The sequence below is a fragment of the Citrobacter sp. Cpa228 genome, assembly GCF_030333085.1.
Lineage (GTDB): Bacteria > Pseudomonadota > Gammaproteobacteria > Enterobacterales > Enterobacteriaceae > Citrobacter > Citrobacter pasteurii.
Window position 1 is genome coordinate 129062 of the sequence record NZ_JAOWGQ010000031.1, and the last position, 23457, is coordinate 152518.

At 53.3% G+C, this 23457-nt stretch carries 16 protein-coding genes; 6 read left to right on the forward strand and 10 right to left on the reverse strand.

Annotated elements, in window-relative coordinates; translation table 11 throughout:
• Positions 1-128: 128 nt before the first annotated feature.
• Entirely contained in the window at positions 129-824 is a 696-nt protein-coding gene (gene aqpZ, locus OGX91_RS01815; RefSeq protein ID WP_005122082.1) for an aquaporin Z, read from the reverse strand.
• Positions 825-1186: 362 nt separating this feature from the next.
• Here aqpZ and OGX91_RS01820 point away from each other — a divergent pair, with 362 nt between their 5' ends.
• A complete protein-coding gene (locus OGX91_RS01820) occupies positions 1187-2845 on the forward strand; it encodes an ATP-dependent endonuclease (RefSeq protein ID WP_005122083.1) in 1659 nt (552 codons plus the stop codon).
• Here the strand turns inward: OGX91_RS01820 and OGX91_RS01825 are convergent.
• The gene (locus OGX91_RS01825; RefSeq protein WP_040231861.1) at positions 2842-3792 is read right to left on the reverse strand and encodes a VirK/YbjX family protein; all 951 of its coding nucleotides are present in this window, start codon (positions 3790-3792) and stop codon (positions 2842-2844) included. The two genes, OGX91_RS01820 and OGX91_RS01825, sit on opposite strands and share 4 nt — an antisense overlap.
• Positions 3793-3953: 161 nt before the next feature.
• Here OGX91_RS01825 and macA point away from each other — a divergent pair, with 161 nt between their 5' ends.
• Together macA and macB are read left to right on the forward strand one after the other, a co-directional pair.
• On the forward strand, positions 3954-5069 hold the full coding sequence (gene macA, locus OGX91_RS01830) for a macrolide transporter subunit MacA (protein ID WP_040231863.1): 1116 nt from the start codon (positions 3954-3956) through the stop codon (positions 5067-5069).
• Entirely contained in the window at positions 5066-7012 is a 1947-nt protein-coding gene (macB, locus tag OGX91_RS01835) for a macrolide ABC transporter ATP-binding protein/permease MacB (RefSeq protein WP_005128370.1), read from the forward strand. Before macA ends, macB begins: the two co-directional genes overlap by 4 nt.
• A gap of 84 nt (positions 7013-7096) precedes the next feature.
• Here macB and cspD read toward each other — a convergent pair whose 3' ends face one another.
• Positions 7097-7321, reverse strand: coding sequence for a cold shock-like protein CspD (cspD, locus tag OGX91_RS01840; RefSeq protein WP_005128369.1), 225 nt, complete (start codon positions 7319-7321; stop codon positions 7097-7099).
• A gap of 322 nt (positions 7322-7643) precedes the next feature.
• Between cspD and clpS the strand changes: the two genes are divergently transcribed.
• Positions 7644-7964: an ATP-dependent Clp protease adapter ClpS gene (gene clpS, locus OGX91_RS01845; RefSeq protein WP_005128368.1), complete on the forward strand. Its 321-nt coding sequence runs from the start codon at positions 7644-7646 to the stop codon at positions 7962-7964.
• A 30-nt stretch (positions 7965-7994) separates the two neighbouring features.
• Positions 7995-10271 carry an ATP-dependent Clp protease ATP-binding subunit ClpA gene (gene clpA, locus OGX91_RS01850; RefSeq protein WP_048212056.1) on the forward strand — a complete coding sequence of 759 codons (2277 nt, stop codon included), beginning with the start codon at positions 7995-7997 and terminating at the stop codon, positions 10269-10271.
• 269 nt (positions 10272-10540) lie between these two features.
• On the opposite strand, the gene trhP is transcribed toward clpA, so the two are convergent.
• The 7 genes from trhP to OGX91_RS01885 form a co-directional block, all read right to left on the reverse strand.
• Positions 10541-11902 (reverse strand): prephenate-dependent tRNA uridine(34) hydroxylase TrhP, encoded by a 1362-nt coding sequence (gene trhP, locus OGX91_RS01855; protein ID WP_040231866.1) that lies wholly within the window; start codon positions 11900-11902, stop codon positions 10541-10543.
• Positions 11903-12068: 166 nt separating this feature from the next.
• Positions 12069-12791: an envelope stress response regulator BaeR gene (gene baeR / locus OGX91_RS01860; protein WP_286625296.1), complete on the reverse strand. Its 723-nt coding sequence runs from the start codon at positions 12789-12791 to the stop codon at positions 12069-12071.
• Complete coding sequence (baeS, locus tag OGX91_RS01865) at positions 12788-14191, reverse strand: envelope stress sensor histidine kinase BaeS (protein ID WP_005128351.1); 1404 nt, start codon at positions 14189-14191, stop codon at positions 12788-12790. The genes baeR and baeS overlap by 4 nt, the downstream gene beginning before the upstream one ends.
• On the reverse strand, positions 14188-15603 hold the full coding sequence (locus tag OGX91_RS01870; RefSeq protein WP_199947544.1) for an MFS transporter: 1416 nt from the start codon (positions 15601-15603) through the stop codon (positions 14188-14190). The genes baeS and OGX91_RS01870 overlap by 4 nt, the downstream gene beginning before the upstream one ends.
• A complete protein-coding gene (mdtC, locus tag OGX91_RS01875; RefSeq protein WP_286625297.1) occupies positions 15600-18680 on the reverse strand; it encodes a multidrug efflux RND transporter permease subunit MdtC in 3081 nt (1026 codons plus the stop codon). The genes OGX91_RS01870 and mdtC overlap by 4 nt, the downstream gene beginning before the upstream one ends.
• Positions 18681-21803: an MdtB/MuxB family multidrug efflux RND transporter permease subunit gene (locus tag OGX91_RS01880; RefSeq protein WP_188232513.1), complete on the reverse strand. Its 3123-nt coding sequence runs from the start codon at positions 21801-21803 to the stop codon at positions 18681-18683.
• Complete coding sequence (locus OGX91_RS01885) at positions 21803-23050, reverse strand: MdtA/MuxA family multidrug efflux RND transporter periplasmic adaptor subunit (protein WP_199947543.1); 1248 nt, start codon at positions 23048-23050, stop codon at positions 21803-21805. Before OGX91_RS01885 ends, OGX91_RS01880 begins: the two co-directional genes overlap by 1 nt.
• A gap of 278 nt (positions 23051-23328) precedes the next feature.
• Here OGX91_RS01885 and OGX91_RS01890 point away from each other — a divergent pair, with 278 nt between their 5' ends.
• A complete protein-coding gene (locus OGX91_RS01890) occupies positions 23329-23388 on the forward strand; it encodes a type I toxin-antitoxin system Ibs family toxin (RefSeq protein ID WP_109017525.1) in 60 nt (19 codons plus the stop codon).
• Positions 23389-23457 lie beyond the last annotated feature (69 nt).

Here is a 23457-nt window from a genome sequence, read left to right on the forward strand (position 1 = left end):
GCTGAGAAGTAAGACGAAATGCGCCTGCACACACTACTGAAAGCAAAGAGGGGAGTAAAGTTGCAAATAAAAGGAAATATAGCGAGGAAAAAAAAGCCTGACAGTTCATCAGGCCTTGTTGTTAGCGATTAATCGCGTTTTTCCAGCAGGGTGCGGTAAATAAGACCGCCGACGATCCCGCCGATAATCGGCATAACCCAGAATAACCAAAGTTGTTGTAATGCCCAGCCACCCTGGAAGATAGCAACCGCAGTACTACGAGCCGGGTTTACGGATGTATTGGTGACCGGGATACTGATTAGGTGAATCAACGTTAATGCAAGACCGATGGCAATTGGCGCAAAACCTGCCGGAGCATGTTTATCGGTCGCACCGTGGATCACTAATAAGAAACCTGCGGTCAGGACGATTTCAATTACGATGGCAGAAAGCATGGAATATCCGCCAGGTGAATGCTCACCGTAACCGTTTGAGGCGAAGCCACTGGCTGCTGCATCAAAACCGGTTTTGCCGCTGGCAATAAGATAAAGTACTGCTGCTGCTACAATGCCGCCCACAACCTGAGCAATAACATAACCAATAACGTCTTTCGCCGGGAAGCGACCACCTGCCCATAAACCGAATGTCACTGCAGGGTTAAAATGGCCACCGGAAATATGACCTACGGCGAATGCCATTGTCAGTACGGTCAGACCAAACGCCAGTGCCACACCGGCAAATCCAATACCCAACTCCGGGAATGCTGCTGCCAGAACGGCGCTACCGCACCCACCAAAGACGAGCCAAAACGTACCGAAGAATTCGGCTGCTAATTTCCTGAACATAACCACCTCAATTAAAAGTTCCGGGTTCGTGTTCCTTGCCCGGTAATTCATCGCTAAAAGGGACGATGATGAAAGAGCGGGTATTTTAGAAAAAAACATCATCCCTTCGCCAGTTAAATTGATGAAAAAATTTGATTTAAGGCAATATGTTGTGATTCCTTTTTGAATATTGGATGAATGAAGCATAGTTCAATTAAAAAAAAGCGATGATTGAGTTCGGAAATAATATTTAAGGGTAAACATAAGAAGAATATTCTTAACGCTTTCGATTTATCTGCGGATGATATCGGGTGTTCTGAGCGCCCGCTTACCGTTATACTCCTGATAACTTGAAGGAAAAAGTGAGCATTTCCGGAGGCTATATGATTCTCGAACGCGTTGAGATTGTTGGGTTTCGTGGTATTAATCGGCTGTCGTTGATGCTGGAGCAAAACAACGTGCTGATTGGGGAAAACGCGTGGGGTAAGTCCAGCCTGTTGGATGCGTTAACCCTGCTGTTGTCGCCAGAGTCGGATTTGTACCACTTTGGCCGCGAAGATTTCTGGTTCCCGCCGGGTGATATTCAGGGCCGGGAACATCACCTGCATATTGTCCTGACATTTCGTGAATCTCAACCGGGTCGCCATCGCGTGCGTCGATATCGCCCGTTAGAAGCGTGCTGGTCGCCGTGCCACGATAACTATCACCGTATTTTTTATCGGCTGGAAGGTGAGTGTGCTGACGACGGTAGCGTCCTGACATTACGCAGTTTTCTTGATGGCGAAGGCCACCCGTTACCCATCGACAATATTAACGATCAGGCGCGTCATCTGGTGCGCTTGATGCCAGTATTACGTTTACGTGATGCGCGTTTTATGCGGCGAATCCGTGATGGAACTGTGCCGGATTCAGCGGATGTTGAAGTGACTGCGCGTCAACTGGATTTTATGGCACGTGAGTTGGCCACCCGACCGCAGAATCTGACAGATGGGCAAATTCGCCAGGGGCTGTCGGCGATGGTTCAACTACTGGAGCACTACTTTTCAGAACAAGGTTCCGGTCAGTCCCGCTATCGTTTGATGCGCCGACGCTCCAACAACGAGCAACGCAGCTGGCGTTATCTGGATATTATCAACCGTATGATTGATAAACCCGGAGGGCGCACGCACCGTGTGATTCTGCTGGGGCTGTTTTCCACGCTGTTACAGGCCAAAGGGTCGCTAAGACTGGATAAAGACGCTCGTCCATTGCTACTGGTAGAAGATCCTGAAACGCGCTTACACCCCATTATGTTGTCTGTTGCCTGGCAACTGTTGAATCTGCTTCCCCTACAGCGGGTGACGACGACCAACTCTGGTGAACTGTTATCGCTTACGCCCGTTGAACATGTTGTCCGTCTGGTACGAGAATCTTCCCGCGTCGCGGCCTGGCGACTGGGACCGGGAGGACTCAATGCGGAAGACGGGCGGCGCATTGCCTTCCATATCCGTTTTAATCGGGCGTCTTCACTGTTTGCCCGTTGCTGGCTGTTGGTGGAGGGAGAAACAGAAACATGGGTCATTAACGAGCTGGCTCGTCAGTGTGGGCATCACTTTGATGCCGAAGGGATTAAAGTCATTGAATTTGCCCAGTCAGGGCTTAAACCCCTGGTGAAGTTTGCCCGCCGGATGGGAATTGAGTGGCATGTGCTGGTCGATGGCGATGAGGCGGGGAAAAAGTATGCGGCCACGGTACGCAGCCTGCTGAACGATGACAAAGAGGAAGAACGCGAGCATTTGACCATGTTACCTGCGCTGGATATGGAACACTTTATGTACCGCCAGGGGTTCTCGGACGTTTTTCATCGGGTGGCGCAAATACCGGAAAATGTGCCGATGAATATGCGGAAAATTATAGCGAAGGCGATCCATCGCTCGTCAAAACCGGATCTGGCGATTGAAGTGGCGATGGAAGCGGGCAGACGCGGTGTTGAAGCGGTGCCAACGTTGCTGCGGAAAATGTTTTCCCGCGTGCTGTGGTTAGCACGCGGGCGAGCGGATTAGCAGCGGAACATGACTGATAACTGCGAGTGGATACTGTCTAGTAACTGATAGCGGCGGCGATATTCCGCGCGCTTCTTACTGGCAATATCTGCTTCGCTTTTACGCGCCAGCGTACGCGGAATATGATAGTAGCCGTTGCTGTCACATTCGCCGCCAACTGACTCCCAAAATGAATTGTAGTCAGAAAGAATAACCTTGTTTTTATCATGGTAACGCTGGCTGCGAAAAATATGCTGGTCATTGCTGACGGCCAGTACTTGTTCAATATTCAATTGTTCTGCAAAACGACAAATAGCTTCCATTACAATACGTTTAGGAAACAAACCATGGCATGATTTTGTCGCTTTTTGAATTTCTTCGTGCGGCATTAATCGGTTACCCCCCTGCAAACCGCCAATAAAAAGCGCGCTACGCCCTTCATAGTTGCACAGGGTGAAGGTCATTTCTGCTAATGTCTCGCCCTCACTATTACGGACAAGAATGGTACTTTCACCTTCTTTATCCAGGGCAATAAATGATGACATTATAATGGTGTATATTGCGCTGTCTTTGCCTTCAATTTGTGCCAGTTGTAACCCATCGGCACTTAAATAATCATTAAATTCTGTCGATGAAAAAGCGTTACGAATAATATTGTAATGAAAACGCACAGCATCGAGTTTTGTTTTACGGTCAAGGTTTACTGCGAGATACGCGCGATGCAGGCGAACCGGTATACGGGGTTGGATCGCGAGAATTTTTTCGAGATCCGGCCATTGCGCCAGCTCAGCCATCCATTCACGTGTTAATCGTGGCATCAGCAATGAGCGCCATACAAACTTACGGCGAAAGCTTCGTTGATGCCAAAATTTACCTGGTCGCCATTGTCCGGTTGTCAGACGACAAAAAAGACTAAAACTTGTGGCGGGTCTGGAAGAATGAAAAGTGCTTTCTGTTAGCTGGCTCATAATAACAATCCAATAGATACTCTGATACCAATTTCAGCACAGTGGACCTTAACGGTTCATCAATAACTCTGTTATTCTTGGCACTTTTCAACGTCTGTTAATTTATCGTTGATGGTTATCACTCCACTCTGGTAGGCGTATTGGGGGACACTGGGACATTTATGAAGCTCAAGGGAAAAATTAAAAAACGTTATTTTCTGCTCGCCATCATCATTATTGTGGCGATGATTTCACTTTGGCGAACGCTTAATGCGCCACTACCACAGTATCAAACGTTAATTGTACGTCCAGGCGATCTCCAGCAAAGTGTGCTGGCCACCGGGAAACTGGATGCGTTACGCAAAGTTGATGTTGGTGCACAGGTGAGTGGGCAGTTAAAAACGCTGTCAGTAGCCATCGGCGATAAAGTTAAAAAAGATCAGTTGCTCGGCGTTATCGATCCTGAGCAGGCGCAAAACCAAATCAAAGAAGTAGAAGCGACTCTCATGGAGTTGCGGGCTCAGCGTTTACAGGCTGAAGCTGAGTGGAAACTGGCGCGCGTAACGCTTTCTCGTCAGCAACAACTGGCGAAAACGCAGGCGGTTTCGCAGCAAGATCTCGACACGGCAGCGACCGAAATGGCGGTCAAGCAGGCACAGATTGGCACTATTGATGCACAAATTAAGCGTAATCAGGCTTCCCTTGATACAGCAAAAACGAACCTCGATTACACGCGAATCGTCGCGCCAATGGCGGGTGAAGTGACGCAAATCACCACCCTCCAGGGGCAAACCGTGATTGCCGCCCAGCAGGCGCCCAACATTTTGACGTTGGCAGATATGAGCACCATGCTGGTAAAAGCGCAGGTCTCCGAGGCAGATGTTATTCACCTGCAGCCGGGCCAAAAAGCCTGGTTCACTGTGCTGGGCGATCCGCAGACACGGTATGAAGGCGTGCTCAAAGATGTACTTCCGACGCCTGAGAAGGTGAATGACGCCATTTTCTACTACGCCCGCTTCGAGGTGCCTAACCCGAAAGGGATCCTGCGCCTTGATATGACCGCGCAGGTGCACATCCAGCTCACAGACGTTAAAAATGTACTGACGATCCCGCTGTCGGCGTTGGGCGATCCTATTGGCAACAACCGCTATAACGTCAGGCTGCTGCGCAATGGTGAAACTCGCGAGCGCGAAGTGGTCATCGGTGCCCGTAATGATACCGACGTAGAAATTGTGAAAGGACTGGAAGAGGGTGATGAAGTTATCACCGGTGAGGGTAAAGCGGGAGTAGCACAATGACGGCATTGCTTGAGTTGAGCAATATCCGCCGTAGTTACCCGTCAGGCGAGGGGCAGGTCGAGGTATTAAAGGACGTTTCCTTACGCATTCAGGCCGGTGAAATGGTGGCGATTGTCGGGGCGTCAGGCTCGGGTAAATCGACGCTGATGAACATTCTGGGATGCCTGGACAAGCCGACCAGTGGAACCTATCGGGTTGCGGGGCGGGATGTTTCCACCCTGGATAGCGATGCGTTAGCGCAACTGCGGCGTGAGCATTTCGGCTTTATCTTCCAGCGTTATCATTTGCTGTCACATTTAACGGCGGCACAAAACGTTGAAGTCCCGGCGGTGTATGCCGGGACTGAACGTAAGCAGCGTCTGGCTCGTGCTCAGGAATTACTTCAGCGCCTGGGATTGGGTGACCGGGTTGATTATCAGCCTTCCCAGCTTTCCGGTGGTCAGCAGCAACGTGTCAGTATTGCGCGTGCGTTGATGAACGGTGGCCAGGTCATTCTGGCCGATGAACCCACTGGCGCGTTGGACAGCCACTCCGGCGAAGAGGTGATGGCTATTCTGCATCAGCTACGCGATCGCGGGCATACGGTGATTATCGTCACGCACGACAGCCAGGTTGCCGCCCAGGCAGAACGCGTCATTGAAATTCGTGATGGCGAGATTGTGCGTAATCCACCGCCACAAAAGCCCGCTGCCGGACGTGATATCGATGAACCAACGGTGACGACGGCTTCTGGCTGGAGCCAGTTTGTCAGCGGTTTTCGTGAAGCATTGACCATGGCCTGGCTGGCCATGGCCGCCAACAAGATGCGTACACTGCTCACCATGCTGGGTATTATCATCGGCATCGCTTCGGTGGTATCGATTGTGGTAGTGGGCGATGCGGCAAAACAGCTGGTGCTGGCAGACATCCGAGCGATTGGGACGAATACTATCGATATCTATCCGGGCAAAGATTTCGGTGATGACGACCCACAATATCAGCAGGCGCTGAAGTATGACGATTTAGTCGCGATTCAGAAGCAACCCTGGGTCAGTTCCGTTACACCTGCGGTATCGAAGAACCTACGCCTGCGCTATGGCAATATTGATGTCGCCGCCAGCGCAAACGGTGTTAGCGGTGATTACTTCAACGTTTATGGCATGACGTTCAGTGAGGGCACCACCTTTAATGCAGAGCAGCTGGCGGGGAGGGCGCAGGTGGTGGTGCTCGACAGCAATACCCGACGTCAGTTGTTCCCCAGCAAAGCGAAAGTGGTGGGTGAGGTTATTCTGGTGGGAAATATGCCAGCCACCGTTATTGGCGTCGCGGAAGAAAAACAATCGATGTTTGGCAGCAGCAAGATCCTGCGCGTCTGGCTGCCATACAGCACCATGTCAGGGAGGATCATGGGGCAATCGTGGTTAAACTCTATTACCGTGCGGGTAAAAGAGGGGTTTGATAGCGCCCAGGCCGAGCAGCAGCTCACCCGTCTGTTATCGCTGCGTCATGGCAAAAAAGATTTCTTCACCTGGAACATGGATGGCATCTTGAAAACCGCCGAAAAAACCACACGTACATTACAGCTCTTTCTTACGCTGGTGGCGGTGATTTCGCTGGTGGTGGGCGGGATCGGTGTGATGAACATTATGCTGGTATCGGTGACAGAGCGTACGCGTGAAATCGGTATTCGGATGGCAGTGGGGGCGCGGGCCAGCGATGTATTACAGCAGTTCTTAATTGAGGCAGTGCTGGTGTGTCTGGTGGGAGGCGCGCTCGGCATCAGTTTGTCGATGTTAATTGCCTTTACGCTACAGCTGTTCCTGCCCGGGTGGGAAATTGGTTTCTCTCCTGTCGCGCTGCTAACGGCTTTCCTGTGTTCAACCGCCACCGGAATTTTGTTTGGCTGGCTTCCGGCCCGTAATGCAGCGCGTCTGGATCCCGTTGATGCTCTGGCACGAGAATAACGTGTTGTATTGCATAAGAAATAAAAATGCCAGCCTCAGGGGCTGGCATTTTGTCTGCGGGATGTACACAATGAGACAGAAGAGCTATGCGACAGCTTCTGCTTCAATGACGGGCACGATAAGACTGGCATGATTGCCTTTTGGCCCCTGGTGGACATCAAACTGGACAGACTGTCCGGCTTTTAGCGTTCTGTAACCATCCATCTGAATGGTGGAATAATGGGCGAAGATATCTTCACCACCGCCTTCGGGGCAGATGAAACCAAACCCTTTGGCATTGTTGAACCACTTAACAGTACCCGTTTCCATACTTCGACATCCTTCGTAAATCTTATATAAGTAAGATGGAATGAACCGGTGGCGGAGTGGGGGCTGTTCAAAACCTCGCCAACTCTCGAAACTACAATTTAGAGAAATCAGGCGAGGCGTCAAGCGCCAGGCAGGTGGAATAGGGTAAAAATGCATCAAAATTTGAAGCAGTTAACGCTATTGTCGGATATGTGACAGATGTCGCGGATGGCACTGATAGATGATAGTTATCTAATACTTGAGGTAGATTGATTGTGCGCATAGGCTCTTGTCAGCGGCAAGTTATTCTGCCGGTAACCGTAACTGAAGATGACGACTGACAATGGGTAAGACGAACGACTGGCTGGATTTCGAACAGCTGGCGGAAGACAAATTGCGCGACGCGCTAAAACCGCCATCTATGTATAAAGTGATATTAGTCAATGATGATTACACTCCGATGGAGTTTGTTATTGACGTGTTACAAAAATTCTTTTCTTATGATGTAGAACGTGCAACGCAACTGATGCTTGCCGTTCACTATCAAGGTAAAGCCATCTGCGGCGTATTCACCGCCGAGGTTGCTGAAACCAAAGTGGCGATGGTGAACAAATATGCGAGGGAAAACGAGCATCCGTTGCTGTGTACGCTGGAAAAAGCCTGAATGCAGGCATAAATATTGGGGGAGGTGCCTATGCTCAATCAAGAACTGGAACTCAGTTTAAATATGGCTTTCGCCAGAGCGCGCGAGCACCGACATGAGTTTATGACCGTCGAGCACTTGTTACTGGCGTTGCTCAGTAACCCATCGGCCCGCGAAGCGCTGGAAGCGTGTTCTGTGGATCTGGTGGCGCTCCGTCAGGAACTCGAAGCCTTCATTGAACAAACCACACCCGTATTGCCTGCCAGCGAAGAAGAACGCGACACGCAGCCGACGCTGAGTTTTCAGCGTGTTTTGCAACGCGCTGTCTTTCATGTTCAGTCCTCCGGGCGCAATGAAGTGACTGGCGCTAATGTGCTGGTTGCTATCTTCAGCGAGCAGGAGTCACAGGCGGCCTATCTGCTGCGTAAGCATGAAGTCAGTCGCCTGGATGTGGTGAATTTCATTTCTCATGGCACGCGTAAAGACGAACCGAGTCAGTCTTCTGACTCCGGGAATCAGCCAAATAACGAAGAGCAAGCTGGCGGGGAGGACCGTATGGAGAACTTCACGACTAACCTTAACCAGCTGGCTCGCGTGGGCGGGATTGATCCGCTTATTGGCCGGGACAAAGAGCTGGAGCGCGCCATTCAGGTACTGTGTCGTCGGCGTAAAAATAACCCACTGCTGGTGGGTGAATCCGGCGTCGGGAAAACGGCGATTGCCGAAGGTCTCGCCTGGCGTATTGTTCAGGGGGATGTGCCGGAAGTGATGGCTGATTGTACGCTGTACTCTCTGGATATCGGTTCGCTGCTGGCAGGCACCAAATACCGCGGTGATTTTGAAAAACGCTTTAAGGCGCTGCTGAAACAACTGGAACAGGATACCAACAGCATTCTGTTTATCGATGAGATCCACACCATTATCGGTGCGGGTGCGGCATCGGGCGGCCAGGTGGATGCGGCTAACCTGATCAAGCCGCTGCTCTCCAGCGGGAAAATCCGTGTGATAGGTTCAACCACTTATCAGGAGTTCAGCAATATCTTTGAGAAAGACCGTGCGTTAGCGCGTCGCTTCCAGAAAATCGATATCACTGAGCCGTCAGTGGAAGAGACCGTGCAGATCATCAACGGTCTGAAACCGAAGTACGAAGCGCACCATGACGTTCGTTACACCGCCAAAGCGGTACGTGCAGCGGTCGAACTGGCAGTGAAATACATTAACGATCGTCATCTGCCGGATAAAGCGATTGATGTGATTGATGAAGCGGGCGCACGTGCGCGTCTGATGCCGGTCAGCAAGCGCAAGAAAACCGTCAACGTGGCAGATATTGAGTCCGTGGTGGCTCGCATTGCGCGGATCCCGGAGAAGAGCGTTTCGCAGAGCGATCGTGATACGCTGAAAAATCTGGGCAACCGTCTGAAAATGCTGGTATTCGGGCAGGATAAAGCCATTGAAGCACTGACCGAAGCGATCAAAATGAGCCGTGCCGGTCTGGGTCATGAGCATAAGCCTGTCGGTTCGTTCCTGTTCGCCGGACCGACTGGCGTCGGTAAGACCGAAGTCACGGTGCAGTTGTCTAAAGCGCTGGGCATCGAATTGCTGCGTTTTGATATGTCCGAATATATGGAACGTCATACTGTCAGCCGCTTGATTGGTGCGCCTCCAGGGTATGTCGGTTTTGACCAGGGCGGTTTACTGACCGATGCGGTGATTAAGCATCCGCATGCTGTACTGCTGCTGGATGAAATTGAAAAAGCGCACCCGGATGTCTTTAACCTGCTGCTGCAGGTCATGGATAACGGTACGCTGACTGACAATAACGGACGTAAAGCGGATTTCCGCAACGTGGTGCTGGTGATGACGACCAACGCCGGGGTACGTGAAACTGAGCGTAAATCGATTGGGCTTATTCATCAGGACAACAGTACTGATGCGATGGGCGAAATCAAAAAAGTGTTTACGCCGGAATTCCGTAACCGCCTCGACAACATTATCTGGTTCGATCATCTCTCTACTGAGGTGATTCATCAGGTGGTGGATAAATTTATTGTCGAGCTGCAGGTTCAGCTGGATCAGAAAGGTGTCTCTCTGGAAGTGAGTCAGGAAGCACGTAACTGGCTGGCGGAAAAAGGCTACGACCGCGCAATGGGCGCACGTCCAATGACGCGAGTGGTTCAGGACAACCTGAAAAAACCATTGGCCAACGAATTGCTTTTTGGTTCGCTGGTGGATGGTGGTCAGGTTACCGTCGCGCTGGACAAAGAAAAAAATGAGCTGACCTATGGTTTTCAGAGTGCACAAAAGCACAAGCCAGAAGCTGCCCATTAATTTCTAATTACATAATAAACCGGGTGTAATGCCCGGTTTTTTTTCGCCTGAAAGTAGTGATTTGAATTGGGGGGACTCGGAGAGTTTAAACGGCAGGCAAAAAATAAGCCTGCGTAAGGGAGATTACGCAGGCTAAGGAGGTGGTTCCTGGTACAGCTAGCATTTATGGGTTATGTTTTTCAGCGGGTGGGATAATACCCTTAATGAACGAAACGGTATGTGATCGATTTCTAAGAATCTTCCGAACGCTGAAAAATAACCGTAATTAACTACTTAGCATGTGGGTTGCGCGTGGACTCACCGGCAAAATTACGCATCAACAATGCATAATTCAGATCGATATCCTGCGGCACGGGCATCCACACGGTATAACCATCACCAGGCGCAACGGGCATCGCTTCGCCTTTGGCGTTTTCCATCTGCTCAAGGGTGAAATTGACGTTACCCTGCGGCGTCATCAGCTCCAGACTGTCACCGACGGTGAATTTGTTTTTCACCAGCACAGCGGCCAGATCGCCTTTACGTTCGCCGGTGAATTCACCGACAAACTGCTGACGTTCGGAAACAGAAAAACCGTATTCGTAGTTCTGATAGTCGTCATGCGTATGGCGGCGCAGGAATCCTTCGGTATAACCACGGTGCGCCAGGCCTTCCAGTGTTTCCAGCAGTTGCGGATCGAACGGTTTACCGGCTGCAGCATCGTCAATGGCTTTACGATAGACCTGTGCGGTACGGGCGCAGTAATAGTAAGACTTGGTACGGCCTTCGATTTTCAGCGAATGCACGCCCATCTGGGTCAGGCGTTCAACGTGGGCAATGGCACGCAAATCTTTTGAGTTCATGATGTAAGTACCGTGTTCGTCTTCGAACGCGGTCATGTATTCACCCGGACGCTGGGCTTCTTCAATCATAAACACTTTGTCCGTAGGCGCGCCGATCCCAAGCGTCGGTTCCACGTTTTGTACCGGGATGGGTTCGTATTTGTGTACGATATTACCCACCACATCTTCTTTCCCTTCCTGCACGTTGTATTCCCAGCGGCAGGCGTTGGTACAGGTACCCTGGTTAGGGTCGCGCTTGTTGATGTAGCCGGAGAGCAGGCAGCGGCCGGAGTAGGCCATGCAAAGCGCGCCGTGCACGAAGATTTCAATCTCCATATCCGGAACCTGGGTGCGGATCTCTTCAATTTCTTCCAGCGACAGTTCGCGGGACAGGATCACGCGGGTCAGTCCCATTTGCTTCCAGAATTTTACCGTTGCCCAGTTTACGGCGTTAGCCTGTACCGACAGGTGAATGTCCATATCGGGGAAGTTCTCGCGCACCAGCATGATCAGGCCAGGATCGGACATGATCAGCGCATCCGGCCCCATTTCCACAACGGGTTTCAGGTCACGAATGAAGGTTTTCAGCTTGGCGTTATGCGGGGCAATGTTAACCACCACATAGAATTTTTTACCCAGTTCATGGGCTTCATTAATGCCGAGCTGCAGGTTTTCGTGGTTGAATTCGTTGTTGCGTACACGCAGAGAGTAACGCGGTTGGCCCGCATACACAGCATCTGCGCCATAGGCGAAAGCGTAACGCATATTTTTCAGCGTTCCCGCCGGGGAAAGGAGTTCCGGTTTAAACATAATTTTCTCGTTCTGATGACAGGTCAGACTCGCTTCACTGAATGAAGCGGTTGGGGGAGTGCCCCCATATTAAGGGCGGGCATTGTATCGCTGCGTGACGGGCAGGTAAAGTTATTGTGCCGGGTGGGCGTTTTGCCTTACCCGGCCTCGATTGACTTCTGGCAGATTACGCAATGCGGCAGGCATCGGCTTCCCAACGATACCCTACGCCATAGACCGCGCGGATAAACGACTGCTCTGTATCCAGCGATTCCAGTTTACGGCGCAGGTTCTTGATATGGCTGTCGATGGTACGGTCGGTAACGACGCGGTAGTCATCGTAGAGATGGTTGAGCAATTGCTCGCGGGAGAATACTTTTCCCGGTTCAAGCGACAGCGTTTTGAGTAAGCGAAATTCAGCGGGCGTCAGGTCGAGCATTTTTCCACGCCACGATGCCTGAAAACGGCCTTCATCGACGATCAGCGGACTGTCTGCATCCATCTGTTGCAACTCGCGCTGTGGTTTACAACGGCGCAGGATCGTTTTCACTCGTGCGACGACTTCCCGCGGGCTGTACGGTTTACAAATGTAGTCATCTGCACCGATCTCCAGCCCCAGCAGGCGGTCAATCTCTTCGATTTTAGCGGTTACCATCATGATGGGGACTTCCGAGAAACGGCGAATCTCCCGACACAGAGTCAGACCGTCGGTACCGGGCAGCATCAGATCCAACAAGATCATATCGGGCGGCGTCTGGCGTACGTAAGGCAACACCAGATCGCCGTGATTGATGAGCGTAGGGGCATAGCTTGCCGCACGCAGGTAGTCGATGAGCAGTTGCCCCAGCTTGGGCTCGTCTTCCACGATCAGAATACGCGGCGTGTTTTCATCAATGGGTAACTCAGTCATACATCTCTCTGTAAATCGCGTTCCAGCGGTAACTCTACTGTAATGCTAACCCCGCCAAAAGGCGAATGGGCGGCGCGGATCAGACCATTATGCGCCTGGACAATGTTGACGCAAATCGCCAGCCCCAGCCCGGATCCTCCGCTGGCCCGATTACGGGACCCTTCGGTACGATAAAAACGTTCAAACAGTTTCTGTAACTGTTCGTCGCTAACGCCGGGGGCGGAATCGGCGAAGGTTAATAACACCATCCGCTCGCGCTGTTCGGCGCTGATATGCAGACCGCCACCGCTGTCGGTGTAGCGCAGGCTGTTTTCCAGTAGGTTGTTAAACAGTTGCATCAGGCGATCCCTGTCGCCAAAGACCGTCATGCTGTCCGGGAGTGAAAGTTGGATCGTCAGTCCACGGCTGGCGAAACGTTCGCGAAACGCGCCGCTCGCCACTTCCAGCAGAGGGATCAGGTCCAGAGAGGTTTTCTGATAGGCCAGCGCACCTTCATCAGACATAGAAAGCTGATGGAGATCGTCTACCAGTTTGGTGAGCGTACCCACTTCGGCCTGCAGTGAGGCTACCGAATCCGGGGTAAACTGACGTACACCATCCTGGATGGCTTCGAGTTCGCCGCGCAAAACTGCCAGCGGCGTGCGCAGTTCGTGAGAGATATCAGCCATAAAGTCCCGGCGCATCTGCTGGTTTTTTTCCAGCGTACTGGCGAGCTGGTTGAAATCCTGCGCCAGTTTGCCCAGCTCATCCGTACTGGTCGGTACAACGCGAGTGGTGAAATCGCCAGCTGCCAGTTTGTGCGTGCCGTCCACCAGCCGTTTGACGGGGGCCAGCAGGCTACGTGCCAGCGTAAATGTTGCCAGTGCAGCCAGTATTGTGGAGAGCGCGACGATCAGCCAACTGGTGCGCCGCTGTTGTTTATCGAAGTTAATATCCGTATTGCGCGTCAGCCGTTCAACGGGTGAGGCGATGACGGCACCAACTTCGAGACCGTTGACGCGGATCGGGCGGCGAGTGCCGTCACGCGGTACGGGACCGCGCGGGCCGACCAGCACGCTGGCACTTTGATCAACCACCCAGAATTGCGTACGCCAACCGTGCGGCGGCATGCCGGGTCCCGGTTTATCATCGTCATTGTCGTGTTCAAATGAGCGCAGGATCTGAAAGATAAAACGATCGTTGTTACGTAAAAATCGCCAGTTGCCGTGCTGCTCATACTGCTCGCCAAGGGCATCGCTGAGCATTTGCAGTCGTTGTTCGTTACCGTGTTTGATGTAGTCAATAAAACCGCGTTCGAAGCTAATGCGCACGGCCCAGTGCATACTGATCAGCAATACAATGCAGGTGGCGAAAATAGCCAGAAACAGTTTGCCGGTGATACCGGGTCGCCAGAACTTCATCGGGTGCTCCTTTTGTGCCGTGAAATCACCGCGTTGGTCTGCGTGTCGTTCGGCACGCGGGCAAAAATGATGGCGGGCAGTGCGATAAGGAACGCAATGCACAGCCAGGTATACATAAAGACGGTATGCGTAGACGCGCTGTCGATGGCGATATGTTGCTGCCCGAACATGCCTAACAACAGACCGGCGATGGTTACCCCAATACTCATCGACAGCTGCATGATCATCGACAGCAGGCTGTTGCCGCTGCTCGCGAGGTCATCCGGCAGGTCTTTTAGCGTCAGCGTGTTCATCGAGGAGAAGCGGGTAGAATTGACCATTCCCTGTAAGAACAGTATGAACGGCAGGGCGTAATACCAACCGAGTAATGCGGTGCCCATCAGCAACAGGCTGACCAGCGACAGGCCAAGCGTGGTGGTGACCAGTACGCGACGGTAGCCATACCGGTTAACGACCTGCACCACAATGCGCTTCATGCCCATACTGCCCAGCACCATCGGGATCATCATCAGCCCGGCATGAAATGGCGAAAAACCCAATCCAATCTGCAGGAATACCGGGGTCATGAACGGTAACATCCCGCTGCCAATCCGCCCGGCAAAGCTGCCAAACAGGCCTAACGAGAAGGTGTGTGTACGAAACAGATGCAGGCTAAACAGTGCACGAGGGTTGTTGTGGGCGTGTTTGAGATACAGCAGGATCGCCAGTACGCCACAGATAATCAGCGCTGCCAGCGTGATGTGGGAAATGCCGGTTCCTTTACTACCATCGAGCGCTAACGTGAGTACCGCCATGCCGGCAGCCAGCATCATGAATCCAGAAAGATCGAAACGGCGAGTTTGCATGGTGTAGTTGGGCATCAGCATTAACGTCGCAATTGCCCCGACAATGCCAACCGGAATGTTAATCAGAAATATCCAGTGCCAGGAGGCATATTCCACCAGGATACCACCTAATGCCGGGCCCAGAAGTGGACCAATCTGACCGGGCAAAGTGACGAATGTCATTGCCGCCATGTATTGCTCGCGTGGGACGATTTTCATCACCGTCAACCTGCCGACGGGCACCATCATTGCGCCGCCTACACCTTGTAACACGCGAGCCATCACCAGTTCATTCAGCGTTCCGGACCAGGCGCAAAAAAACGATCCCAGCGTAAACAGAATGATCGCGGTGAAGAAGATATTACGCACGCCAACTTTGTCCGCCAGCCAGCCGCTGGCGGGGAGCATGACGGCAACGGTTAAAACATATGACACAATGACCATATGCATGTGTAACGGGCTTTCCCCGAGGCTTGCCGCCATCGAGGGAAGCGCGGTGTTGACGATGGTGGTATCCAGCGACTGCATAAAAAAACCAAATGCCACAATCCAAAGTTGCCAGCGGGTGCTGTCGGGAAGTTCTGTCATAACTCTGCTACCGGTTTGCTGTTTTTACGCGAAAAACGCAGACGCAGACGGTCGAAAAAGAGATAGACCACCGGAGTGGTGTACAGTGTCAGTAGCTGACTGACAACCAGCCCGCCAACAATGGTTATCCCCAACGGCTGGCGCAGTTCAGAGCCATCTCCTGCGGATAACACCAGCGGCAGTGCGCCAAACAACGCCGCCAGCGTGGTCATCATTATTGGGCGAAAGCGCAGCAGACAGGCCTGGAAAATCGCTTCTTCCGGCTGCAAATTGCCATTTCTCTGCGCTTCCAGCGCAAAATCGACCATCATGATGGCGTTTTTCTTCACAATGCCAATTAATAGCATGATCCCTATCAGAGCGATTAGGCTGAACGGGGCATTGAACAGCTCCAGCGCCAGCAAAGCCCCGACGCCCGCTGAAGGTAGCGTGGAGAGAATGGTCAGCGGGTGAACATAGCTTTCATACAGCATGCCCAGCACGATGTAGACCGTGGCGATGGCGGCGATAATCAGGATCACCTGCGAGTTCATGGTGTCCTGAAATACCTGCGCGGTACCGGCAAAGCTGCCGCGAACCGTGGAGGGAACGCCGAGCTGGGTCATGGTTCGGTTGATGGCCTCTGTCGCTTCAGAGAGTGAAGAACCCGTCGGCAGGTTAAACGACACGGTTGAGGCGGCAGATAATCCCTGATGGTTTACCGACAGCGGGGCATTCGCCGGTTGCCATTTGGCAAAGTACGATAACGGGATCGCCTTACCGTCATTGTTGATGACGAACATTTTGTCCAGGGCGCTGATGTCCTGGGTGTAACGCCGATCGACCTCCATCACCACTTTGTACTGGTTCATCGGTTGATAAATAGTCGAAATTTGCCGTTGTCCAAAGGCGTTATTCAGCAGGCTGTTGGCGGCTGCGACGTCGATCCCAAGACGAGACATGGTGTCGCGATCGTAGATAAGGTTCATCTCGGCACCATTGTCCTGCTGATCGGAGTTGACGTCCGCCAACTGGGGCAGGGTGGCCAGCGCCTTACGAATTTTCGGTTCCCATTCGCGTAGTGCGGCGAGGTCATCTGACAACAGAGTGTATTGGTAGTTGGCATTAGCCTGGCGACCGCCGACGCGAATATCCTGCACCGCCATCAGAAACAGGTTTGCGCCGGGTTCTTTGGCAAGCGCGACCCGCAGGCGGTCGATCACCTGTTGCGCCGTTTCGTGACGTTCTCCACGTGGCTTCAGGGTGATAAACATCATTCCGCTGTTGACGCGTGAGCCGCCGGTAAATCCGGTGACGTTATTCACCGCAGGATCGTCGCGGATGATCTTCATAAAGTCCTGCAGTTTGCCGCGCATCGCCTGGAAAGAGATGCTCTGGTCGGCCTGGATCCCGCCCATGAGTACGCCGGTATCCTGCTCCGGGAAGAAGGTTTTGGGGATTGAAATATAGAGCCAGACGTTCAGGGCAATGGTTGCGAGTAGCACCACGCCCACCATGCGCGTGTGGCGTAGCACCCACTTCAGCGAGGTGGCGTAGCTTTGTTGTAATGCCACCAGTACGCGGCCAAATCCCCGCTTACGCGACTGTTCGCGTGGCGTGCTGGATTTGAGCATCCAGCCGCACATCATCGGCGTCAACGTCAGCGATACCAGCAGTGAAATACCGATGGCAACCGACAGCGTGACGGCAAATTCGCGCAGCAGGCGTCCAGGCAATCCGCCCATTAACAGCAGCGGCAGGAATACCGCCACCAGCGACAGGCTCATGGAAAGCACGGTGAATCCCACCTCGCGCGTGCCCTGTAGCGCCGCCTGTAACGGTTTCATTCCTGCTTCGAGATGGCGCGCAATGTTCTCCAGTACCACAATGGCATCATCGACGACAAATCCGGTGGCGATGGTTAGCGCCATCAACGACAGGTTGTTGAGGCTGAATCCGCACAGATACATGGCGGCAAAGGTACCGATCAGCGAGACCGGAACCGCTACCGCGGGGATCAGAGTCGCACGCCCGGATCGCAGGAAGACAAACACCACCAGGATAACCAGCGCCACGGAGATAATCAGCGTCTGTTCGACTTCCTCTAGTGAAGCGCGAATGGTCGGTGAACGGTCCTGGGCGATTTGCAGATCGATGGCGGCCGGGACCAGCGTTTGTAACTCCGGTAATTTGGCGCGAATACTATCTACCGTCTGAATAATATTGGCCTCCGGTAGCTTGCGGATCATCAGCAGAATGGCCGGTTTGGCGTTGGTCATCCCCGCGTTACGAACGTCCTGTACAGAGTCGGTTATAGACGCAACATCACCCAGTCGCACCGCTGCGCCGTTGTTATAGTGGATGATAATCGGTTGATATTCGGCGGCGGTTTTCAGCTCATCGTTAGTTTGTACCTGCCAGCGATGGGTATCATTCTCGATAGCGCCCTGCGGCTTACGCACGTTGGCATTGTCGATCGCGCTACGCACGTCGTCCAGTGACACGCCCTGGTTAAAGAGCGCCTGCGGGTTGAGTCCTACCCGCACGGCAGGCAGAGAACTGCCTCCAACGTCCACGTCGCCCACTCCGTCGATTTGCGCGATGGTCTGCGCCAGTTGCGTCGATGCGAAATCGTATAATTCACCTTGCGAGTACGTGTCTGATGTCAGCGTCAGGATCATGATTGGCGCATCGGAAGGGTTAGCTTTGCGATACGTTGGTCGGCTAGGCATCCCGCTGGGTAGCAGGCTTTGCGCCGCGTTAATCGCAGCCTGAACGTCCCGCGCTGCGCCATTGATGTCACGGTCAAATTTGAATTCGAGAATAATCCGCGTACTGCCAAGCGAACTGCTTGAGGTCATTTCGTTCACACCCGCGATGCGCCCAAGCGAGCGCTCCAGCGGGGTCGCGACCGAGGAGGCCATTGTTTCAGGGGAGGCGCCGGGTAATGATGCGCTGACCATAATCACCGGAAAATCCACCTGCGGCAGCGGAGCGACCGGCAACAGACGAAAGCCCAGAATACCGCACAGGGTGATAGCCACCGAAATGAGAATGGTCGCCACCGGCCGATGAATGAAAAGCGCGAAAAATTTCATTTACGCTTCCTCTTCCTGACGCGGGAAGCAGCTTTTCACGTACAGCGACAGTCGATCAAACAACAGATAAATCACCGGCGTGGTAAACAGGGTTAATACCTGACTTACCAACAGACCGCCGACCATGCCAATCCCTAATGGGCGGCGTAACTCTGCACCTACGCCGGTGCTCAGCATCAGCGGCAACGCGCCGAGCAGTGCTGCCAGCGTGGTCATCAGGATCGGGCGAAAACGCAGTAAACACGCCTGGAAAATCGCGTCGCGCGGCGCCATGCCCTGTTCGCGTTCAGCGGCAAGAGCAAAGTCGATCATCATGATGGCGTTTTTCTTGACGATCCCGATGAGCAAAATAATGCCGATAATCGCGATGACGTCCAGTTCACTGCCGGCAATCATTAACGCCAGCAGCGCTCCGACGCCCGCCGTAGGCAGTGTGGAGAGAATGGTAATCGGGTGAATAAAGCTCTCATACAACACGCCGAGCACGATATACATCGCCACTACCGCGGCCACAATCAACCAGATAGTGTTGCCCAACGCAGCCTGGAAGGCGAGGGTACTGCCCTGGAACTGGGTGGTAATATTCGCGGGCAGGTTAAGCGTTTTTTCGGCATCCAGAATCGCCTGTACCGCATCGCCCAGCGAATGACCGTCCGGCACGTTGAATGAGATGGTGGTGACCGGGAACTGATCGAGGTGGTTAATCGACAGCGGGGCAAAACGCTGCTCAATGCTGGCGATAGCGCTGAGTGGTACGATTCCGCCATCGCTACTGGTTAGACGAATGGTATCCAGCGCTGCAAGTCCAGGTGTGGTGTCAGTATTATGCTCTAACACCACGCGATACTGGTTGGCTTGCGTGTAGATAGTTGAAATCAAACGCTGTCCGAAGGCGTTATACAGGGCGTTATCGACATCCGCCATACTGATCCCTAAACGGCTGGCACTGTCACGATTGACATTCACATACGCCACCAGTCCTTTGTCCTGCCAGTCGCTGCTGACATCGGACAGTTGTGGTAGCTGCTGTAGTTTTGCTAACAGTTGCGGAACCCAGGTGCTGAGGGCATCCAGGGAAGTTGCTTGCAGCGTGAACTGATATTGCGTTCGGCTGACCTGGGTATCAATTGTCAGATCCTGGGTCGGCTGAAGGTAGAGGTCAACGCCGGGGACTCTGTCAACCGCGTCCTGTAACCGGGCGATCACTTTCTGCACGCGATCGTCACGTTCATCCAGCGGTTTAAGGTTGATTTGCAAACGCGCGCTGTTTAATGCCGGATTCGTACCATCTACGCCAACAAACGCGGTCAGGCTCTCTACCGCCGGATCGTTAAGGATGACATCTGAAACCTGACGCTGGCGCTCGGCCATGCTGGTGAATGAACTGGACTGTGGTGCCTGTAGCGTACCCTGAATAATGCCGTTATCCTGAATTGGGAAGAAGCCTTTGGGGATGAAAACCCACAGCATGACGCTCAGTGCCAGCGTACCGAGGGCTACGCTCAGCGTGAGCCACGGATGGTTAAGCACTTTTGCCAGCCAGTGCCCGTACCCGGCAATTACACGATCGAACATTTTTTCTGAGGCGCGGGAGAAGCGGTTTTGCTTACGCAATGACGCCTGACTGAGCATGCGCGCGCACATCATCGGTGTAAGGGTTAGCGATACGACGGCGGAAATCAGAATCGACACCGCCAGCGTAACGGCGAATTCACGGAACAAGCGCCCGACGATATCGCCCATGAATAGCAGTGGGATCAATACCGCAATCAATGAAAACGTCAGGGAGATGATGGTAAAACCAATCTCGCCTGCACCTTTCAGGGCTGCGGCCAGTGGTTTTTCCCCTTTTTCGATATAGCGCGAAATATTCTCGATAACCACAATGGCATCATCCACCACAAAACCTGTGGCGATGGTCAGCGCCATTAAGGTCAGGTTGTTGATGGAGAAATCAAGAAATACCATCACCGCGAAGGTGCCGACTAGCGATAGCGGTACGGCGACGGCGGGAATAATCGTCGCCGGAACATTGCGCAGAAACAGGTAGATAATCATCACCACCAGCGCTATCGCCAGCATCAGCTCGAACTGGGTGTCTGCAACAGAGGCACGAATATTGGTGGTACGATCAGAAAGCACGCTGACCTTAACTGATTTCGGCAGGCTTTCCGTCAGTTGCGGCAGCATTTGCCGGATACTGTCTGCCGTGGAGATGATGTTCGCCCCAGGCTGGCGCTGCACATTCATTACAATGGCTTGTTGCTTATTGGCCCACGCGCCCAGCCAGCTGTTTTCTGCCCCTTGTTCGACGGTGGCGATATCGCCGAGGCGCACCGGCGCGCCATTTTTATAGGCCACAATCAGTTGACGATATTCGTCCGCGGACTGCATCTGGTCATTGGCTGAAAGCGTGACGGCACGCGTTGGGCCATCAAGACTTCCTTTCGCTGAATTAACGTTGGCACCGGTGATGGCCGTACGGATGGTTTCGCTGGTCAGACCGAGCGCTGCAATCGCCTGTGCGTTAAGCTTCACGCGGACCGCCGGACGCTGGCCGCCAGAAAGTGTCACCAGGCCAACACCAGAAACCTGGGAGATTTTCTGTGCGACGCGGGTTTCCACCATATCTTCCACCTGCGTCATCGGCATGGCGGTCGAGGTGACGGCCAGCGTCATGATTGGCGGATCTGCTGGATTAACTTTGCTGTAGACCGGTGGGTTAGGCAGATCACTCGGCAATAAATTGGTAGCAGCATTGATGGCGGCCTGAACTTCCTGCTCGGCAACATCCAGTGGCAGGGTCAGTTGAAACTGCAACGTGACGACCGATGCACCACCGGAACTTTGGGAGGACATTTGTTTCAGGCCGGACATCTGCCCGAACTGGCGTTCAAGCGGAGCGGTAACCGCAGACGTCATGACATCCGGGCTGGCTCCGGGATAGAGCGTTATGACCTGAATGGTGGGGTAATCCACTTCCGGCAATGCCGCAATGGGCAGGAAACGATAGCCGATGATACCAGTAAGCAGGATCGCGACCATCAGCAACGTGGTGGCGACGGGGCGCAGAATAAACAGGCGGGACGGGCCGCCTGTATTGCCGGGAGGTAACACCTGCATCAGGAGCGCGCTCCTTTTTTGCCATAGCCGCGCGGTGCGGCTTTGTCGTCGCTAACGGTGGCGGCGTGAGCTTCCACGACCTCGACTTTAGCCCCTTCCGTCAGACGATCAATCCCGTCGGTGACGACGCGATCGCCCGCGGACAGTCCGGCGGAGATAACGACGTTCTGACTGTCCTGAATACCCGGTTTAACCAGATGTTTGCTGACTTTGTTGTCGCTGTTCAGCACCCAGACAAAGTGGCCTTCGTTACCCATTTGTAGTGCGGCAGTCGGGATCACGACGGCATTTTGTTCCGTATCGACGAGCATGCGAGCGTTAACAAACTGATTCGGGAACAAGGCATCGTCCTGGTTGTTAAAGCGGGCCTTTGCTTTGATGGTGCCGGTGGTGGCGTCAATCTGGTTGTCGAGGCTCAGCAGCACGCCTTCGCTCAGTTTTTGCGAGTTGGTACGGTCCCAGGCCTCAACTTTCAGAGGCGTCCCCGATTTCTGTGCCTGTACGACGGTCGCGATATCGTTCTCTGGCAAAGTGAAAACCAGATCAATAGGATGGGTTTGTGTAATGACGACAATCCCGGTGGTATCGCTGCTGGATATCTGGTTACCCACATCCACAAGCTTCAGGCCCACCCGACCATCAACAGGTGCCGTTACCCGGCTCCAGTCGAGTTGCAATTGCGCGCTGGCGACGCTGGCTTCATCGGCTTTTATCGTCCCTTGTGTTTCGTTGACCAGCGCCTGTTGTGCATCCTGCTCCTGACGAGAGACCAGATTCGTTTTGACCAATTGCTGATAGCGGGCGAGGTCGCGACGAGCATTGGCCAGCGTGGCTTTATCTTTCGCTAGCTGACCCTGCGCCTGAGCTAACGCAACGTTAAACTGGCTCGGGTCGATCTCTGCCAGCAGATCGCCGGCTTTCACCTGTTGCCCTTCCTGAAAGTGTATGGCGATGAGCTGTCCGTCCACGCGACTGCGTACCGTCGCGGTGTTCGCGGCAGTAATGGTACCCAGCCCGGTCAGATAGCGTGGAACCGCTTGTTCGACTGCCGTGGCCGCCTGAACCGGAGCCAACGGACCGGAACGCATTCCTCGCCGTCCCGTAGCCGGAGCGGGTTGCGTCTGACGGGTTGCGCCGGGGGCTGTTCCCTGGGGTTCGCTGTGACTTTGCCAGAACCAGAAGGCGGCGATGGCGGCCACGACGATCACAATTACTATCACCCAGCGGGATTTGTTACGGCCTTTCATTGTTATGAGTTTCTCATCCTGAAACGTTTCGCGGAATGATACTAGTTTAGCCAGTGAACAAGGGAGAAAAATGGAGGAATTATGAAACACTGTCGGGATTCGTCTGAATGACGGCGCGGCTTTGCGAGGCATTACGCAACAATTTGCGGCGAAAATAGCGAATGCGTCATTGTGCGTTAGAGTGCGGTCAAGGCAAAAGGAGGTAAGCCAGAGATTTCAGCGGGACGCTGGAACGGGAAAGCCCCTCCCGAGGAAGGGGCCAAAATAAGGAAAGGGTTATGATGAAGCAGGTCATCATACTGGTGATACTCTTAGTCATTAGCTTACCGGCTTACTAAGACACCAGGGGGAGGGGAAACCCTCCCTAACCCTCATTCCTGAAAATAAGGCACAGTAACGATGATGTC

What these genes read in the sequence shown, in the direction of transcription:
- macB (WP_005128370.1), top strand. Translation starts at nt 5,066, where the DNA reads ATGACGGCATTGCTTGAGTTGAGCAATATCCGCCGTAGTTACCCGTCA.
- OGX91_RS01885 (WP_199947543.1), bottom strand. Translation starts at nt 23,050, where the DNA reads ATGAAAGGCCGTAACAAATCCCGCTGGGTGATAGTAATTGTGATCGTC.
- OGX91_RS01870 (WP_199947544.1), bottom strand. Translation starts at nt 15,603, where the DNA reads ATGACAGAACTTCCCGACAGCACCCGCTGGCAACTTTGGATTGTGGCA.
- trhP (WP_040231866.1), bottom strand. Translation starts at nt 11,902, where the DNA reads ATGTTTAAACCGGAACTCCTTTCCCCGGCGGGAACGCTGAAAAATATG.
- clpA (WP_048212056.1), top strand. Translation starts at nt 7,995, where the DNA reads ATGCTCAATCAAGAACTGGAACTCAGTTTAAATATGGCTTTCGCCAGA.
- cspD (WP_005128369.1), bottom strand. Translation starts at nt 7,321, where the DNA reads ATGGAAACGGGTACTGTTAAGTGGTTCAACAATGCCAAAGGGTTTGGT.
- OGX91_RS01820 (WP_005122083.1), top strand. Translation starts at nt 1,187, where the DNA reads ATGATTCTCGAACGCGTTGAGATTGTTGGGTTTCGTGGTATTAATCGG.
- baeS (WP_005128351.1), bottom strand. Translation starts at nt 14,191, where the DNA reads ATGAAGTTCTGGCGACCCGGTATCACCGGCAAACTGTTTCTGGCTATT.
- OGX91_RS01825 (WP_040231861.1), bottom strand. Translation starts at nt 3,792, where the DNA reads ATGAGCCAGCTAACAGAAAGCACTTTTCATTCTTCCAGACCCGCCACA.
- aqpZ (WP_005122082.1), bottom strand. Translation starts at nt 824, where the DNA reads ATGTTCAGGAAATTAGCAGCCGAATTCTTCGGTACGTTTTGGCTCGTC.
- mdtC (WP_286625297.1), bottom strand. Translation starts at nt 18,680, where the DNA reads ATGAAATTTTTCGCGCTTTTCATTCATCGGCCGGTGGCGACCATTCTC.
- macA (WP_040231863.1), top strand. Translation starts at nt 3,954, where the DNA reads ATGAAGCTCAAGGGAAAAATTAAAAAACGTTATTTTCTGCTCGCCATC.
- OGX91_RS01880 (WP_188232513.1), bottom strand. Translation starts at nt 21,803, where the DNA reads ATGCAGGTGTTACCTCCCGGCAATACAGGCGGCCCGTCCCGCCTGTTT.
- clpS (WP_005128368.1), top strand. Translation starts at nt 7,644, where the DNA reads ATGGGTAAGACGAACGACTGGCTGGATTTCGAACAGCTGGCGGAAGAC.
- baeR (WP_286625296.1), bottom strand. Translation starts at nt 12,791, where the DNA reads ATGACTGAGTTACCCATTGATGAAAACACGCCGCGTATTCTGATCGTG.